This window comes from Vibrio profundum, from assembly GCF_050337555.1.
GTDB classification, from domain to species: domain Bacteria; phylum Pseudomonadota; class Gammaproteobacteria; order Enterobacterales; family Vibrionaceae; genus Vibrio; species Vibrio profundum.
The window spans coordinates 1-15,300 of record NZ_JAKJTA010000015.1 but is presented as its reverse complement, the minus strand read 5'-3'; the positions used below and the strand labels follow the sequence as shown (position 1 = coordinate 15,300).

The 15,300-nt window shown below is 44.7% G+C and carries 15 protein-coding genes, 5 tRNA genes and 1 pseudogene; 14 read left to right on the top strand and 7 right to left on the bottom strand.

Features of this window, described 5'->3' with window-relative positions; translation table 11 throughout:
• Positions 1–4: 4 nt before the first annotated feature.
• The 6 genes from viaA to L4C34_RS14785 all read left to right on the top strand — a co-directional run bounded on the left by viaA (position 5) and on the right by L4C34_RS14785 (position 2,342).
• A complete protein-coding gene (gene viaA / locus L4C34_RS14810; protein WP_428790122.1) occupies positions 5–1,450 on the top strand; it encodes an ATPase RavA stimulator ViaA in 1,446 nt (481 codons plus the stop codon).
• A 149-nt stretch (positions 1,451–1,599) separates the two neighbouring features.
• A tRNA-Cys gene (locus tag L4C34_RS14805) sits at positions 1,600–1,673 on the top strand.
• An 18-nt stretch (positions 1,674–1,691) separates the two neighbouring features.
• Positions 1,692–1,767 (top strand) — tRNA-Gly (locus L4C34_RS14800).
• Between the two features lie 208 nt (positions 1,768–1,975).
• Positions 1,976–2,062 (top strand) — tRNA-Leu (locus tag L4C34_RS14795).
• Between the two features lie 14 nt (positions 2,063–2,076).
• Positions 2,077–2,150 (top strand) — tRNA-Cys (locus L4C34_RS14790).
• Positions 2,151–2,255: 105 nt separating this feature from the next.
• A tRNA-Leu gene (locus L4C34_RS14785) sits at positions 2,256–2,342 on the top strand.
• 135 nt (positions 2,343–2,477) lie between these two features.
• On the opposite strand, the gene L4C34_RS14780 is transcribed toward L4C34_RS14785, so the two are convergent.
• Both L4C34_RS14780 and L4C34_RS14775 read right to left on the bottom strand, forming a co-directional pair.
• On the bottom strand, positions 2,478–2,897 hold the full coding sequence (locus tag L4C34_RS14780; RefSeq protein ID WP_428790121.1) for a hypothetical protein: 420 nt from the start codon (positions 2,895–2,897) through the stop codon (positions 2,478–2,480).
• A 276-nt stretch (positions 2,898–3,173) separates the two neighbouring features.
• Positions 3,174–3,776 carry an AraC family transcriptional regulator gene (locus L4C34_RS14775; RefSeq protein ID WP_428790120.1) on the bottom strand — a complete coding sequence of 201 codons (603 nt, stop codon included), beginning with the start codon at positions 3,774–3,776 and terminating at the stop codon, positions 3,174–3,176.
• Positions 3,777–3,975: 199 nt separating this feature from the next.
• Between L4C34_RS14775 and L4C34_RS14770 the strand changes: the two genes are divergently transcribed.
• On the top strand, positions 3,976–5,079 hold the full coding sequence (locus L4C34_RS14770; protein ID WP_428790119.1) for a 1-acyl-sn-glycerol-3-phosphate acyltransferase: 1,104 nt from the start codon (positions 3,976–3,978) through the stop codon (positions 5,077–5,079).
• Positions 5,080–5,217: 138 nt separating this feature from the next.
• Here the strand turns inward: L4C34_RS14770 and L4C34_RS14765 are convergent, their stop codons facing one another.
• Entirely contained in the window at positions 5,218–5,826 is a 609-nt protein-coding gene (locus L4C34_RS14765; protein ID WP_428790118.1) for a hypothetical protein, read from the bottom strand.
• 240 nt (positions 5,827–6,066) lie between these two features.
• On the opposite strand from L4C34_RS14765, the gene L4C34_RS14760 reads away from it, so the two are divergent.
• The 4 genes from L4C34_RS14760 (at position 6,067) to L4C34_RS14745 (ending at position 9,752) form a co-directional block, all read left to right on the top strand.
• On the top strand, positions 6,067–6,534 hold the full coding sequence (locus L4C34_RS14760; RefSeq protein WP_428790117.1) for a TetR/AcrR family transcriptional regulator: 468 nt from the start codon (positions 6,067–6,069) through the stop codon (positions 6,532–6,534).
• 170 nt (positions 6,535–6,704) lie between these two features.
• Positions 6,705–7,709, top strand: a complete 1,005-nt coding sequence (locus tag L4C34_RS14755; RefSeq protein ID WP_428790116.1) for a response regulator — start codon at positions 6,705–6,707, stop codon at positions 7,707–7,709.
• Positions 7,709–8,149, top strand: coding sequence for a PAS domain-containing protein (locus L4C34_RS14750; protein WP_428790115.1), 441 nt, complete (start codon positions 7,709–7,711; stop codon positions 8,147–8,149). Before L4C34_RS14755 ends, L4C34_RS14750 begins: the two co-directional genes overlap by 1 nt.
• A 49-nt stretch (positions 8,150–8,198) precedes the next feature.
• Complete coding sequence (locus L4C34_RS14745) at positions 8,199–9,752, top strand: NAD(P)H-hydrate dehydratase (RefSeq protein ID WP_428790114.1); 1,554 nt, start codon at positions 8,199–8,201, stop codon at positions 9,750–9,752.
• On the opposite strand, the gene L4C34_RS14740 is transcribed toward L4C34_RS14745, so the two are convergent.
• Entirely contained in the window at positions 9,749–10,744 is a 996-nt protein-coding gene (locus L4C34_RS14740) for a 2-hydroxyacid dehydrogenase (protein ID WP_428790113.1), read from the bottom strand. The two genes, L4C34_RS14745 and L4C34_RS14740, sit on opposite strands and share 4 nt — an antisense overlap.
• A gap of 331 nt (positions 10,745–11,075) precedes the next feature.
• On the opposite strand from L4C34_RS14740, the gene L4C34_RS14735 reads away from it, so the two are divergent.
• Positions 11,076–12,119 carry a GMP reductase gene (locus L4C34_RS14735; protein WP_428790112.1) on the top strand — a complete coding sequence of 348 codons (1,044 nt, stop codon included), beginning with the start codon at positions 11,076–11,078 and terminating at the stop codon, positions 12,117–12,119.
• A gap of 201 nt (positions 12,120–12,320) precedes the next feature.
• A protein-coding gene (locus L4C34_RS14730) for an IS1 family transposase (protein WP_428790111.1) occupies positions 12,321–13,015 on the top strand; the annotation gives its coding sequence in 2 pieces (ribosomal slippage) (positions 12,321–12,570 and positions 12,570–13,015; 696 coding nt in all).
• Positions 13,016–13,130: 115 nt separating this feature from the next.
• On the opposite strand, the gene L4C34_RS14725 is transcribed toward L4C34_RS14730, so the two are convergent.
• Together L4C34_RS14725 and L4C34_RS14720 are read right to left on the bottom strand one after the other, a co-directional pair.
• Positions 13,131–13,547, bottom strand: coding sequence for a Tim44 domain-containing protein (locus L4C34_RS14725; RefSeq protein WP_428790110.1), 417 nt, complete (start codon positions 13,545–13,547; stop codon positions 13,131–13,133).
• A 179-nt stretch (positions 13,548–13,726) separates the two neighbouring features.
• Positions 13,727–14,179, bottom strand: a complete 453-nt coding sequence (locus L4C34_RS14720) for a hypothetical protein (protein ID WP_428790109.1) — start codon at positions 14,177–14,179, stop codon at positions 13,727–13,729.
• A 150-nt stretch (positions 14,180–14,329) separates the two neighbouring features.
• On the opposite strand from L4C34_RS14720, the gene L4C34_RS14715 reads away from it, so the two are divergent.
• A complete protein-coding gene (locus L4C34_RS14715) occupies positions 14,330–14,800 on the top strand; it encodes a MarR family winged helix-turn-helix transcriptional regulator (protein WP_428790108.1) in 471 nt (156 codons plus the stop codon).
• A gap of 205 nt (positions 14,801–15,005) precedes the next feature.
• Here L4C34_RS14715 and L4C34_RS14710 read toward each other — a convergent pair.
• Positions 15,006–15,300, bottom strand: a pseudogene (locus L4C34_RS14710) (transposase); the annotation flags it as partial.

The window sequence follows — 15,300 nt, the reverse complement described above, 5'->3', positions numbered from 1 at the left end:
CGTCATGTTAGGGGCAGATGGCATCAACCTTATTTTTACGATTGCTGATTCGGGCATCATTGAATCGGCGGTCAACGATTTAATGGGCCGCTCGCAAGTGATGATGATGGCGGAAAACCGAGGCGTGAAATCCTCGGTGAAAAACCACATTCGCCGTTGGCGAGGCAGTATGAAATCACGCATAACTCAAGTCTGCGAGACCGAACGTTATCAACAAGAGTTGGCTTTATACCAAGAAGTCATTCATTGGGACGAAGAGACATTTTTTGAAAATATTGATGACGTTGTAGAGAAACTTGAGTGGCACTCAGCGTTTTACAAGCCGGCGAAGCGTTTGTTAGAGCGTAATAACAATATACATAATCCTATGTTTCCTCATTACTTTTGTGATGAATGGTATCAAACCTTGTCGGACGCAGTACGACAAGCACAGGTCGCTGAGCTTGAGATAAGCAAAGAGCAAGTGCTGAAAGATTTGTATCAGCGTATGGAAACCATGAAAAACATGGATAAGGTGACAACGTCTGGTAACGAAGCTAGTTTGGGTCGGTTATGGGATATGGCCGCAGCCAAGCTGAGCAAAACCGATCTTAAAACGATGAAACGCCTCGCCGACTTCTTGAAAAAGCATAATGGTTTGCAGGACATTGCTGAGAAGTTGGGGAGGATGGCTCACGAGACTAACGACCCAGACTTGAGTCGCGCGCCGATTGAAGATGTGGCGATGGTGGAGGAAAAATCCGATCAGGCAACTGATGACATCGTAGGAATCCACCCAAGCGATGATCTCAATCGCTTATTGCCAAATGAAACCATGTTTTTGGCATACCCTGAACTAGAAGTGATCTTCTATAAGCATTTAGTGGATAAGCGCTTATTGAATTACCGAGTGCAAGGTAAAAACCGTACCCTTCGCAAAGTTAAATCATCGCAGCCAGCCAATAAGAAAGCGGAAGTCGACAAAGGCCCATTTATTGTTTGTGTGGATGCCTCTGGCTCGATGAGTGGATTTCCCGAGCAATGTGCTAAGGCGATTGCGTATGCGCTGATGCAGATAGCGTTAGCGGAGGATAGAGATTGCTATGTGATGCTGTTTTCCACTGAAATGATCACTTATCAGTTGACCCGTCAAGATGGCCTGCGAGAAGCTGGAGATTTCTTAACGTATAGTTTTCACGGTGGTACCGATCTTGAGCCAGTGATGGTGAAATCAGTGGAGCTGATGCACAGCAGCGCCTACAAGAATGCTGACCTTATTGTTGTGTCTGACTTTATTGCTCCGCAACAACCCGACGAAATTATTGAGCAAGTTCTGGCGCTGAAGAAAAACAGTAATCGCTTTCATGCCATTTCTTTGTCCAAATATGGTAACCCTGAGCTTATTTCTATGTTCGATCACCTTTGGGCGTATCATCCAAATTTGGTAGGACGCCTAGCGAAAACTTGGTAAACACAGAGAATATGGCGCAATCATTCGCCATATTGTTCTATTTCTCATCAAACGATCAGAATTTTCATTTTTTTGTTTGACTCTCTGCCGTCAATCATTAAAGTATGCATCGAACACGGGGGCTGAGAGGCTAACGTGTTGAAAGAAAAGGCGCCTTGGCAGAGTGGCTATGCAGCGGATTGCAAATCCGTGGACCTCGGTTCGACTCCGGGAGGCGCCTCCATTTTCTTTCAAATTGAATGCGACACTAGCTCAGTTGGTAGAGCGCAACCTTGCCAAGGTTGAGGTCACGAGTTCGAACCTCGTGTGTCGCTCCAAATTCAGCGTTGAGTTATCAGCGCAGTGGTGGAATGCGAGTTGTGACTTAACTAAGGTTGAGGTCACGCCTGATATTGAAATTACAGGAACCTCGTATATCGCTCCAAGTTTTTGGCGTTGAGTTTTCAACGTTAAGAATATTGCGAAAGCAGTGTTCTAAGATGGTGTCTAACCTAATCGTTACAGCATCGCAATAAAGAATTGCGTGCCCTGGTGGTGGAATTGGTAGACACAAGGGATTTAAAATCCCTCGGCGTTCGCGCTGTGCCGGTTCAAGTCCGGCCCGGGGCACCATCTTGTTTTTCAGAGGCGCGTTGGCAGAGTGGCTATGCAGCGGATTGCAAATCCGTGGACCTCGGTTCAACTCCGGGACGCGCCTCCATTCTTTAAGAATGAAATGTGTTACTTAAAATTTTGTAATGTGGCTTAATGCGACATTAAGATGGTGTCTAACTAATCGTTACAGCATCGCAATAAAGAATTGCGTGCCCTGGTGGTGGAATTGGTAGACACAAGGGATTTAAAATCCCTCGGCGTTCGCGCTGTGCCGGTTCAAGTCCGGCCCGGGGCACCATCTATCCTATCTGTATTTCTCTTAGCTACAACTATATCTCTCTTAGCTGAAACCTTCTTTAGCTATAATCCCTCTAAGCCATACTTTAATCCCTTTAAGCAACCTTTCAATCTTTCTAAACAAGACTTCAATTTTTTAAGCCCATTTTACTGATTTTGGAATTGTTTGTTCAAGCGCGAGCAAATGACGGATCAGTTGTCCTTCGTGAGTCGTTTCATGCTCTAACAACCCCAGTAATAGTTCGTCTCTTTGTGCAGACCAGTCTGTTATCTGACCAAATGCCTGCTCAGCTTCTCTCTTTGATGACATGAGCTTATTCTTTATATCTGTTAGGCTTTGAGAGTCTAATGAGCAAGCAAACCCAACCCAGTACCCCGCATGTAATGCTCTGGCATAGCTTTCTCGCGCCCCGACAATACACCACATATGATCGGAAACAGATTTACTTTTCGGCACTTTCAAATGTGTATCGGCGACATTAGGGTCAATAGACGTGGCAATATCCGAAATAGAATCAAATCGAAGCTTAATATTGCTGATCACGGTTTCTCTCATCGTTTTTCCTGCTGAATAGGTGGCATGTGTGGAAAACCATATCAAACTTTCGAAAATGATTAACTGACTAAATTCACAGCATTTATCTTCTGGCAGGAGTCGTTGATTTTGTAACTAGGGTCACTTTCCATGTCTAAGCAGAAAGCAGAAAGCAGAAAGCAGAAAGCAGAAAGGGATTAATGGAATAGTTTTCTGGTGTGAAAAGCGACTAGAACAGCCGCTTACTGAGTGTCTTATTAACCGAAAACAGTCCCCGAAGACGGTAATCGAGAGCAACTATTCGCCGAATACCGCCCTAAAAGCTTGCGTGTAGGCCGCTTCATCTCCTGCAAATAAGTCTTGGATCACTGCGTCTTTGCGTATACCCGAGAGTTGGCGTTTTTTCGCTTCGCGCACCAGCAAAGTCAGTTGCATCTCTTTGCTTAGCTTTGAGTTTTCGCCTGGCTGCCACTGGCTAATTTTCTGCGATAGAGAACTGCTGGCCAGTGTCGGTTTTAGATCGGAAATCTCATGCTTAAGTACCTGTAGCAAATCGTCTTTTAATGTATCTTGAGTCTCTGTTTTTGCTAAGCGGTCGATGATGGTTTGGCATAACTCAGACTGATGCACATACCCAGAGCTCTCAGGCATAGGTCGACGCACACGAGACGATAGCTCGATAGATTGCAGGCGGGTATTGGGTAAGTAGGTGATGGCGCATAGGCAATCAAATGGCAACCAAGCGCACTGTCCGGGTTCTAGCGCGTATTCTTTTTTGCCTAAACGCAGCAATACTAAGCCCTGTTCAACACGCAGCAGAATGCTTTTAAGCATTTTTTTTCGGGCTGTCATGGCAAGATGAGGGTGAAAAACAGATTGGTGTTGAATAGCGTAATGCATGAATGCTCTCATAGAGAAGTTAACAAGGACGGCTGCTGAGCCCAAAACGGAGCAAGCCTCTCACAAAATATATAGAGTAGTGGTCTGACCATCGTGTCTTCTCCCTACTGCCGCTTTGTCTCTGCTACGACGCGCGCTCCTTGAGGTCAATTGGCTATCCGCGTAGAATGGGCCAGCTTTTTATTTAATGTAGAGAAAGATGACTTCTAATACTGATCCATATATTGATATACGTCCATACAATGACGCCGAAATTCCAGCGGCAATCAGCCGACTTATCAATGATGAAGAATTTATTGATGCGATTGTACAGCATCGCTTTTCAGATCGCGCTGCGTGGTTTAAAGGCTTGATGGGTCCGTTTGTAAAAATGTACTTGAAATTTAAGTGGGCAAAGCTGCAATCAGTCGAAACCATTCAGCTGGAAATTAAAAAATACCTTGAGGCGACGTTAAATTCCACAACGGACGGTGTCACATATAGTGGGTTAGACAAATTGGATAAAGAGACGGCTTATTTGTTCGTTTCTAACCACCGTGATATTGCGATGGATCCAGCTTTGGTTAACTATGGTCTGCATGTGTCTGATATGAAAACAGTACGCATTGCCATTGGCGATAATCTGTTGAAAAAGCCATGTGCAACCGAGTTGATGCGCCTGAACAAGAGTTTCATTGTTAAGCGTTCAGCACGCGGACCTCGCGAAATGATGAAAATGCTCGGAGTACTGTCTTCTTATATCAAGCATTCTTTGGAAACAGGCAACTCTATCTGGATTGCACAAAAAGAAGGTCGCGCAAAAGACGGTAACGATTTTACCGATCCAGCGATTTTGAAAATGTTTCATGTGGAAGGACGTAAGCAAAAAATCGCTTTCCCAGATTATATCAAATCTCTGAAGCTTGTCCCTGTGGCGATTTCTTATGAAAACGATCCTTGTGATAACGCTAAAGCGTTAGAGTTATACGAGAAAGCGACGAGCGGCAGCTACGAGAAAGGCGAGTTCGAAGATATTGAAAGTATTATTCAAGGTATCGTCGGTTACAAAGGCCGTGTCCATGTTGCCTTTGGTGATGTGATTGAGCAAGGTTTTGATACCCCAGAAGCGCTAGCGGAAGAAATTGATCGCCAAGTGCACGACAATTATAAGTTGTTCCCAATAAACCACTTAGCGGCTGAATCAGAAGAGAAGGTTGATGAGGGTGTAAAAGGAAAGTTGGCTGAAAAATTGGCAGCGTTACCAGAAGGTGCTCAGAAGTATTTATTAGATAGTTACGCCAACCCTGTGCGTAATCAGCAATAATCGTTCTGTGAGAGGGAAGCTTAGGCTTCCCTTTTTATTTATATAGCTAGCCTCATGCTACATGCCACTTGGGGCTCAGGAGTGAGTTAGCGAGTGAGAAAGTAAGTGAGAGAGTTAGTGAATGAGAGAGAAAGAAAGCTAGCGTGCTACCGCGCCACCGAGTTCTAACTTACTTGGCCATTTCTTCACATTATTCCCGCCTAGATAAATATTGCCGTTTACCGTCAGTGTGTTTGGAAATGCCACAATCGCAGATCCTCCGATATATAAATCTCCTTTCACAATCAAGCCATCTGGTAGATCGCTCAATGGTGTGCGAATCACACTGAGATCGCCGTTGACTTTAAGTCTCGCCGGCAGTTTTTCTAACGGTGTGTCAGTGAAGTTTAGGAAGCCTCCAACCTTGATTCCTCTTGGCCAGCGTTTTATCTGACTCCCTAACAGGTTGGCATATCCTTTGATCTTTATCCCAGCCGGTACGGTCTTCAGGGCACTATTTTCTGCATCAAGGTTGCCAGATATATCTAAACCGTGGGGGAGTGCCTTGATGGGGGTTCGAGCAATAGAGAGGTTGCCTTTCACCACTAATCCCTCAGGAAGCGCTGTATAGGGCTTGTTCCGTAAGTCTAAGTTGCCGTAGTTATCGAGGTAATTCAGGATGTGGTATTGGTCTAATTCTTGAGCGTTTACGCTAAAAATATTGAAGAAAATTAAGGCTACAAAGCTAAAGGGCAGGAATTTCAACATAGAAGTGAGTGTCTTCGCGATATCTGCATAGAGTATTAATCTCGGCTGGTGAATATGCAACCCTATTTATCAGACTGTTACGGCCACTAGCGTTTCTTTTTCCTTCTTATCGATAAAAATGAAAGCAGAGATTTACTCTCTAATGCTTCGTCTTTTCTGGGTGTACATTGTTACAGAATGTCACATTGTGCGGTTTGTTGTGAAACGCCAAACAAGAGCGAATAATAAAAGAAGAAAAATATGCCAAAACGTACGAAGGAAGAAACCGAGCTTACTATTCAAAAAATTACCGACGCGGTAGTCGATCAGTTGATTCGATTGGGTTATGACAATATGTCGTACACCACGCTGAGTAAACAGACCGGCGTGTCTAGAACCGGCATAAGTCATCACTTTCCGAAGAAAACAGATTTCACATCGTCATTGGATGCTCGAATTTATCAAATGTTCGTCAAACACCTCGATTTTGATAACAGCTTGCAAGATTTTGTGTCGAGCTGGATTCAAGGGCTCAACAATATGGAGTTCGTCGCGATATTGAAGCTGCTATTCCACCATATTGTTTCTGCTCAGCAAGCAAAAGACTTCGCAGAAAAAGGCGTGGCGCGACTTTACCATTCAGTGAAGGCAACCTTTGGTCAAAGCAGCACGAAAGAGTTAGACGGGCTGCTTGGCCAGTCTATTGTCCAAATGAGTCGCCAAAACTAAGCTACCCTACAAGCCGTGATAGCATTAATGAGCAGCCTTTATAGCTTATTTGATTCGGCTTTTATCACGGCTTATATAAAAAATCGTCTAATTTGGCCATTCAAACAGCGCGATTTCACCTATCTGTTACACTCTATTAGAATGAATGGACAATACCTGTAGGTGATGACATGAGCTACCCCGTTCTCATCTGTGATGACTCTGCGTTAGCCAGAAAGCAGATGGCACGTTCTTTACCCGCTTCACTTAATGCCGAAATTACTTTTGCTGTTCATGGGGTAGACGCACTTGAACAGCTTGAGCAACACTCGTTTAACCTAATGTTCTTGGATTTGACGATGCCGGAGCTTGATGGCTTTGGTACGCTCGAAGCGATGCGAGACAAAGGCGAGCAAACACCAGTCGTGGTCGTGTCGGGCGATATTCAGCCGAAAGCAAAAGAAAGAGTGATGGCGCTCGGGGCTAAGGCGTTTCTCCAGAAACCGATTGATAAAGATGCGCTGAAAGCAGTACTCAAAGAGTTGGTCGAGCCTTCGGCTGCCCCACAGCAAATGATGGCGACGCCTGTTACCCTCCCTGTGCTACGCCGACGTGACATCTATATGGAAGTCGCGAATGTGGCGATTGGTCGTGCCGCGGATGCGTTAGCTAGGCACTTTGATGTGTTTGTCCACCTGCCACTCCCACATGTGAATATTTTCGAAGTGAGCGAGCTGCATATGGCGCTGCGCGAATTGGCCGAGAGCGATCAAGTCTCAGGGGTTTGCCAAGGTTTCAGTGGCGAAGGGATCGCAGGTGAAGCCTTGGTTCTGCTCAGTGATTCAAGTGTTTGCGACCTAAAACGCTTGATGAAAGTTCCAGCTGAGAGTGAGGAACTCGAAGAGTTAGAGCTATTAATGGATGTGTCGAACATTTTAGTTGGGGCCTTTCTCAATGGTCTTGGCGAGCAAGCCGAAGTGCGTTTTTTCCAAAGCTCCCCCGTGCTGCTTGGTCAGCATATTTCGATAGACTCAATAATTAATTCAACCAGTGGATCGTTTCAAAAAACCATGACCTATGAGGTGAGCTACAATATCGATGACACGACGATTCGCTGCGATTTGTTGTTCATGTTTGTTGATGAATCACTTCCACTATTAGATCACAAGTTAGAATACTTGATGGAGGACTTCTGATGTTAGATCTTCCTGCTGAATTTGAGCAATTTCACTGGATGGTCGATATGGTGCAAAATGTCGACATGGGGTTAGTAGTGCTGAATAAAAACCACGAAGTGCAAGTATGGAATGGCTTTATGACCCACCACAGTGGGGTTCAATCACACGATGCCTTGGATAAAACGCTTTTTGAACTCTTTCCTGAAATCCCAGCGGAGTGGTTTAAATTGAAAACCAAGCCTGTGTATGATCTCGGCTGCCGAAGCTTTATAACCTGGCAGCAACGCCCGTATTTATTTAAGTGCCGGAACGTTCGCCCTGTGACTCAGCAATCAGAATTCATGTACCAGAATATCACCTTAAATCCGATGCGTACGCCAACAGGCCAGATAAAATCCCTGTTTCTTTCCATCCAAGATGCGACGGCAGAAGCATTGGTTTTACTGGATTCTCAATAGCTGAGTTATTGATTAGTTATCAATAGATGAAAGCTAAGTAGCACAGCTTATGGCTAAATCGGATAACCAAAGTGCGCTGTTGGTTGATAGCTTAACTGGCCACTATTTATATCGCGCAGAACAAGTGAAACAAGGTGAAAAACAAGCTGCCACGTTGGCCAAACTTTCGTTGTTTGAGCTGATGGAGCGCGCGGGCAAGGCTGTTTTTGACCTCATACGTCATGAGTACCCAAACCTAACGTCGCTTGCCGTATGTTGTGGCGGAGGCAACAACGCAGGCGATGGCTATGTCGTCGCAGGGCTTGCCAAGCAACTCGGAATCCCAGTCACCTTATACCAATTAGGTAGCCCAAATCGATTAAGCGGTGATGCAAAAAAAGCGATGCAACAATGGCAATCCGTGGGCGGAGCAATACTCAGTGCGAATGACGCCCTGATAGGAAGCAAGGTAGACAAAGGACAAGCGAGCCAAAGCTTATCGCATTGTGATGTGATTGTTGATGCGATATTGGGGACTGGCCTGCATGGCTCAGTGCGAGAGCCAGAAAAGCAACTTATCGAAATAATCAACGCTTCGTCGCCAGCTGTTGTGTCTGTGGATCTGCCTTCGGGATTATGCGCCGACACTGGCAATGCATTCGGCGCAAGTATTGAAGCCGAACATACCGTGACCTTCATTGGCCGTAAGCAAGGGCTCTATACCGGTCAGGCTCGAGCTTTTACTGGCCAGGTACATTTTGCTGGTCTCGGAGTAGATAAACATTTCAAGAACAACAATTCCGCTAGCGCCCAGACCCTTGATGGCCTCAAGTTTTTACAACAAGTGGCGCCTCGTTCACCAACGGCACACAAAGGCCATCATGGTAAGTTATTGTGCATCGGTGGAAATGAAGGGATGTCTGGTGCCATTACTTTGGCTGCAACCGCCGCCGCACGTATTGGCGCGGGGCTTATCTGTGCGTTAACACATCCCGATTCAGTGGTTGCCTTGCAGGTTTATTGCCCTGAAGTGATGTGTGCTAAGTGGCGAGGTGATGCCAATATGCTCGTTAAGCGTTCAATATGGGCTAATGTATTATTGCTTGGACCGGGACTGGGGCGCGGCGATTGGTCGTGGAGTGCATTTCACGCGTTAGTGGATCTCGAAAAAAACAAAGTGTTAGATGCCGATGCGTTGACGCTTTTATCTATTCAGCCTAACTACGATGAGAGGCGTATTATCACCCCGCATTCTGGAGAAGCAGCGCGATTACTCGGTGTCGAGGTTACTCAAGTGGAATCGGATAGATTTCGGGCGGTGCAAGAGCTGCAAGAACGTTATGGTGGTGTTGCCATCCTCAAAGGCCCAGGGACACTCGTGTGTGATGGAAAAGTTATCTACGTTTGTCAGCAAGGAAATGCCGGGATGGCGTCTGGAGGAATGGGGGATGTGTTAGCCGGTGTGATTGCCAGTTTACTTGCCCAAGGCGTGCCTTTGCTTACTGCCGCCGCAGCTGGCGTGTATTTACACAGCGCCGCGGCAGATATCGCGGCGCAGGGCGGTCAAAAGGGTATGCTGGCGAGTGACTTATTGCCAATTCTGAGAACGCTGATCAATGGCTAGTCGATAAGCTCGTTGCCTGACGTTTGCCCATTCACAAACGCTTTCACACTATCAAGTGTCGTATCGGCAATGTTATGCAGCGCTTCTTTAGTCAGAAACGCCTGATGCCCTGTGAAGATAACGTTATGGCATGCAGAGAGACGACGAAACACATCATCGGTAATGATATCGTTTGATTTATCTTGGAAAAACAGTTCTTTCTCGTGATCGTAAACATCAAGCCCAAGCGCACCAATTCGCCCTTGTTTTAATGCTTCAATCGCGGCAAGTGAGTCTAATAGCTCGCCGCGGCTAGTATTGACAATCATCACGCCATCTTTCATTTTCGAAAAAGCGTCGGCATTGAGTAGGTGGTGATTTTCTTTGGTCATAGGGCAATGCAGCGTAATAATATCGCTACGCTCAAACACTTCATCGAGTGAACAATATTGAGCTCCCAATTCAACGGCTAACGGATTTTCATACGGGTCGTAGCAGAGAATGTTCATGCCCAAACCGTTTAAAATACGCATTGCGGCCACGCCAATTTTACCGCTACCAATGACACCAACGGTCTTGTTGTGAAAGTTGAATCCAACTAAGCCTTCTAATTCAAAATTGGCATCGCGAGTGCGTTGATAGGCTTTGTGAATCTTGCGATTTAAACACATCATTAGACCAACAGCGTGCTCTGCGACAGATTCAGGGGAGTAAGCTGGCACTCGCACCACTTGTAAGCCCAGTTTTTTTGCAACCTTGAGATCCACTCGGTCAAATCCCGCACAACGCATTGCTATTATTTTTGTGCCGCCTTCTTTGAGAACTTCGAGCACAGGTTGACTGAGATCGTCGTTAACAAAGGCGCACACAACATCATGATTTTTGGCGAGTCCAGCCGTCTTGATCGTTAACTGAAATTCATGAAAAGTAAAAGAATATTGATAGTTTTGGTTCGCAGTTGAGAATGATGTTTGATCGTATGATTTCGCGCTGAACATGGCGATATTCGTCATGAGTTGATCCTTACTGATTTATCGTGAGTGCGGCGGTTCGATGATGATGTAGTGTAGCTGAAAGCGAACAAATAAAGGAGTATCTAGGACAGGAGTCGCGGCTTGAAATATGAGAAAAGCTTATTTTGGATATGAAATCTTCGTCAGGGTAGCACAAAATAATGAGAAATTTCAGTCTTGCAGGAATTAAATCACTGCCTATAATGTTGAAAACCGGAGCGTCTGTCAACGCTCCGGTTTTTTTGTGTCCGACAGTTAGTCATTGCGTCTGCCAACGCTTTAACAACGAATTGTGAGTGACATAGCCACTAGATAATCAAGGAATTACACAATGCGTATCGAACAAGAACTTAAGTTAGGCTTTAAAGATGTTTTATTTCGCCCGAAGCGTTCAACACTGAAAAGTAGATCTCAAGTAAATTTAACGCGCGAGTTTACATTTAAGCACAGTGGCCGTCAATGGTCAGGAACGCCTGTTATTGCAGCAAATATGGACTCAGTCGGTAGCTTTTCAATGGCGCAAGCGCTCGCGAAACACGGCGTTATGACGGCGATTCATAAGCATTACACCGTCGAAGATTGGGCTGAATTCGTCGAAAACGCCGATGAGAACACGCTGAATAAATCTATGGTTTCTACAGGTACATCGGAAGCCGATTTTAAGAAGACTCAAGACATCATGGCATTGAGTGATAAGCTGATTTTCATTTGTGTTGATATCGCCAACGGTTACTCCGAACACTTAGTGGAGTACGTTGAAAAAGTCCGTGCGGAATTTCCTGACAAAGTAATTTCTGCTGGTAACGTAGTAACAGGGGACATGGTCGAGGAGCTGATCCTCGCGGGCGCCGACATCGTGAAAGTGGGCATCGGGCCGGGCTCTGTGTGCACTACACGAGTAAAAACAGGCGTGGGCTACCCGCAACTTTCTGCCATTATTGAATGTGCTGACGCCGCGCACGGCCTAGGTGGCCGCATTATTGGCGATGGCGGCTGCTCTTGCGCAGGCGATGTAGCCAAAGCCTTTGGCGGCGGCGCTGATTTTGTCATGTTAGGTGGCATGCTCGCCGCACACACAGAATCTGGCGGTGACCTGGTGGAAAGCGACGGTAAAACATTCATGAAGTTCTATGGCATGTCTTCCCAGTCTGCGATGAGCAAGCATTCTGGCGGGGTTGCGGGCTATCGTGCGGCGGAAGGAAAAACCGTGATGTTGCCGTTCCGTGGTGATGTCGACAACACCATTTCTGACATCCTTGGTGGGGTGCGCTCAACCTGCACATACGTAGGCGCGGCGGAGCTTCGCGAGCTAACCAAGCGCACAACATTTATCCGCGTTCAAGAGCAAGAGAACAACGTTTACGGTAAAGAGTAAGCTGAAAATTAATCGTAAATTGTAAAAACAACTATACGTTGATTTTACAAAATCATACGTTGAAATAGAAACAACCATACCTTGAAATGGATTGCAAAGTGTACAATACTTAGTTAGGTTTACTACAGGTATGGTTTTTTTGGTCATGACGCCAAGTGGTTGAGTTAGTGTATAATCCTTCTCTTTTACATGGATTGAAGGATGGCTACTGTTGAAGTGACATGTCGTTTTTGTTCTCAAACTGACCCTGTCAAAAAGCACGGGCGGAACCCGAGAGGTATCCAGCGATACCGTTGTTTAGAATGCAAACGGTGCTTCCTCCTCGATTATGCTTATGAAGCCTGTAAGCCGGGAGTTAAGGAAAAGATTGTCGATATGGCCATGAATAGCGCGGGCCTTCGAGACACAGGACGAGTGCTGAAAGTCGGCTACAACACTGTTTTGCGCACTTTAAAAAACTCCAACCAAGGCAAGTGACCACGATCCCGTTTGATGCCGCGAATATTGAACTGATTTGCGAAGTCGACGAGCAATGGTCGTTTTTCGGAAATAAAAAGAATCAACGTTGGTTGTGGTACGCATGGGAGCCAAGGTTCAAACGCATTGTCGCCCATGCATTCGGAAAGCGGAACAGCCAAGCATTCAAGCGCCTCCAGAGCTTGCTTGTTCCCTTTACCGTCAATTTCTTTTGTACGGATGACTTCAGTGTTTACTCAGCAAACTTACCACGCGAAAAACACATTGTGGGCAAACGCTACACACAGAGAATCGAGCGGACCAATCTCACTTTGCGCACTCGACTAAAGAGGTTAGTGAGAAAAACGATTGGCTTCTCTAAGTCAGAAACCATGCACGACAAGGTGATTGGTACTTTCATCGAGCGAGAGTATTACTAGTGGTTCAACCAATTGGAGTCATGACCCACTTCCAAGTGCTCAGAGCCAGTATTCCTATGGGTGGAGAACTCTCACACTTTATGAAAAAGTTTACCATTATATTGTTTTCAAGACCTTAACTCTCAATAATATTTCCTAATTGAGAACGGCACCAAACGATAGCTTCTTCCGGTTGAATAAAAAATTCGGTCGCTACAGGTTGTTTCTTCTCCATGGTCAACTTTATTACATCTTTGTGAAGATTGATCCTAGGTAAAACCGCTCGTACTCTAAAATTTTTTTTAAGCATAACCTTTATAGCAAGAGTAAACACTTCCATAACTTCAGGTGTACATAAATCCCACTCACGAATATCCTCGACGAATGCCCATGGATGCGGTTTTAAAACATCGGCATAATGTAAAACCTTATCAACGCACTCTTGGGCTGTTTGAGTGTTCCAAGACCCCTTAGCCCTAATAATAAGAATTTGTGATGATAACAGACTCGTGTCGATCTCATATTCCCCGTGGGGATTATAGTTTATTGGCATGAAATATACCCTAATTTCTACAGTTCCATATTGATTATAGACTTCTTAAATAATTTTCTCTCTTCGGTCTTAACCCAACACGTTTATTTGTGAAATCATGCCATACATTAACGTGTTGGGACCATGACTAGGAAGCACGAGCATTACATTATTATGGATCCGGATAATAATGGGTTAAATTATTTATTGTTTTGTCTGGATCTTACTGAGAGGATGCCATCTCTGATATTCAATGACATCAAGGTTAAGTTAATGAAACCAGCAATAAGCTCTATTGCCTGAACAGAGTAGAAGAGAAAATCAAAACTCCCTTCAATCGCTAAATATCTCAAATAGGTGGCCGCAGGGACTAATATAAATAAACCATTGAATGCAATAAAAGGTAGGCGTTTTTTCTTTTTAGCAATAAACCCCTTAGGTTTCTTAGGGGACATGGAAATCCCACTTTTACCAGTAATTATCATCATAGGAATTAGAATCCAGACAGCGTAAGCTATATATGTTTTTACAAGTACTATCGATTCACTATCTCCAAGTAACTCAACAAGTACAGTGCTAATAAAAAACGACAGAATAATAAGAAAAGAAATTACTCCGGCGCTTCTATGAATATGGAAAGTTTTCTTGCTCATGATATATCTCCAATTTTTGTAGATGAACGCTCGAAGTCAACATATCACCCTTGCAATAAAGTTGCAAATGCAACTATTGCAAATGCGTTGGTTTGGTGTTAAAAATGTGGCTTGGTAACAGCTTAGATATTATTTTTCGAGTTAATGTATATGATTGAAAAAAAAAGAGATGTTAAATTATCACGGCCAGAAAGCTTCGGTTGGTTGGTTGCGGTGTTAGGGAGTCAGATGGCAAGTGCTCTTGACAAAAAACTTAAGGAGATGAACCTGAATTTAGGGCTATGGCCTACCTTATTCGCACTATGGGAAGAAGAAGGACTCACACAAGCTGATCTGGCAGTCCGTTGCCAGACAGAAAATTACACTACTACAAGGGTGATAGATTCTCTTGAAAAATTGGAATTGGTTGAAAGAAAAAAACATCCAACTAGTAGAAGAGCTTACCAAGTCTTCCTGACAGATAAAGGTCACGCACTGGAAGAAGAAGCCACAACTGCAGCAATAACATGCAACGATGAGTTCCTAAGTGTCCTGTCCGAGACTGAAAAAAAGCAGATTAATGAATTGCTGGTTAAGATAATATCTGGAAGAAATGGTAGTATAATACCAAGAATAGAATAAGGGTAATAAATGGTGCTATTTCCTATATTCTGGTATTGATTTCTCAGGCGCCCCATAACCTCACGGGGCGTGTTTGCGTGAGGATTTTTAGGTAATAGCATAACCTGTGCCAATTTTACGATCTAGCCTACAAGGCCTAGTCGAATTAGACGCTCTTTTCTCTACATATACTCACTTTTGAACACAATGTGGACAAATTTTTGATACTTTTTGCTCGAACATAAATTGATTTATATATCGTTTCGTGCGACACCCGCATATGTTTTCTACGCGAATACTCAACTCTTAGCCACCCAGATATCTGCTCTGGAGACCACTTAAGCTCAAGTTTTGATATGATGATTTTTCTAAGTTCTCGATTGAGTTCTAAGACCCCAAGCTTTGGGCGTTTAGCCATGCGCTTGGCGCGATTGTCAGCATCAACCGCTTTGTAATAACGACGCCCTCGATTACGAGCGACTTCCCTAGAAATCGTTGAAGGAGAACGATTTAGCATACGT

What these genes read in the sequence shown, in the direction of transcription:
- viaA (WP_428790122.1), top strand. Translation starts at nt 5, where the DNA reads ATGTTAGGGGCAGATGGCATCAACCTTATTTTTACGATTGCTGATTCG.
- L4C34_RS14780 (WP_428790121.1), bottom strand. Translation starts at nt 2,897, where the DNA reads ATGAGAGAAACCGTGATCAGCAATATTAAGCTTCGATTTGATTCTATT.
- L4C34_RS14775 (WP_428790120.1), bottom strand. Translation starts at nt 3,776, where the DNA reads ATGCATTACGCTATTCAACACCAATCTGTTTTTCACCCTCATCTTGCC.
- L4C34_RS14770 (WP_428790119.1), top strand. Translation starts at nt 3,976, where the DNA reads ATGACTTCTAATACTGATCCATATATTGATATACGTCCATACAATGAC.
- L4C34_RS14765 (WP_428790118.1), bottom strand. Translation starts at nt 5,826, where the DNA reads ATGTTGAAATTCCTGCCCTTTAGCTTTGTAGCCTTAATTTTCTTCAAT.
- L4C34_RS14760 (WP_428790117.1), top strand. Translation starts at nt 6,067, where the DNA reads ATGCCAAAACGTACGAAGGAAGAAACCGAGCTTACTATTCAAAAAATT.
- L4C34_RS14755 (WP_428790116.1), top strand. Translation starts at nt 6,705, where the DNA reads ATGAGCTACCCCGTTCTCATCTGTGATGACTCTGCGTTAGCCAGAAAG.
- L4C34_RS14750 (WP_428790115.1), top strand. Translation starts at nt 7,709, where the DNA reads ATGTTAGATCTTCCTGCTGAATTTGAGCAATTTCACTGGATGGTCGAT.
- L4C34_RS14745 (WP_428790114.1), top strand. Translation starts at nt 8,199, where the DNA reads ATGGCTAAATCGGATAACCAAAGTGCGCTGTTGGTTGATAGCTTAACT.
- L4C34_RS14740 (WP_428790113.1), bottom strand. Translation starts at nt 10,744, where the DNA reads ATGACGAATATCGCCATGTTCAGCGCGAAATCATACGATCAAACATCA.
- L4C34_RS14735 (WP_428790112.1), top strand. Translation starts at nt 11,076, where the DNA reads ATGCGTATCGAACAAGAACTTAAGTTAGGCTTTAAAGATGTTTTATTT.
- L4C34_RS14725 (WP_428790110.1), bottom strand. Translation starts at nt 13,547, where the DNA reads ATGCCAATAAACTATAATCCCCACGGGGAATATGAGATCGACACGAGT.
- L4C34_RS14720 (WP_428790109.1), bottom strand. Translation starts at nt 14,179, where the DNA reads ATGAGCAAGAAAACTTTCCATATTCATAGAAGCGCCGGAGTAATTTCT.
- L4C34_RS14715 (WP_428790108.1), top strand. Translation starts at nt 14,330, where the DNA reads ATGATTGAAAAAAAAAGAGATGTTAAATTATCACGGCCAGAAAGCTTC.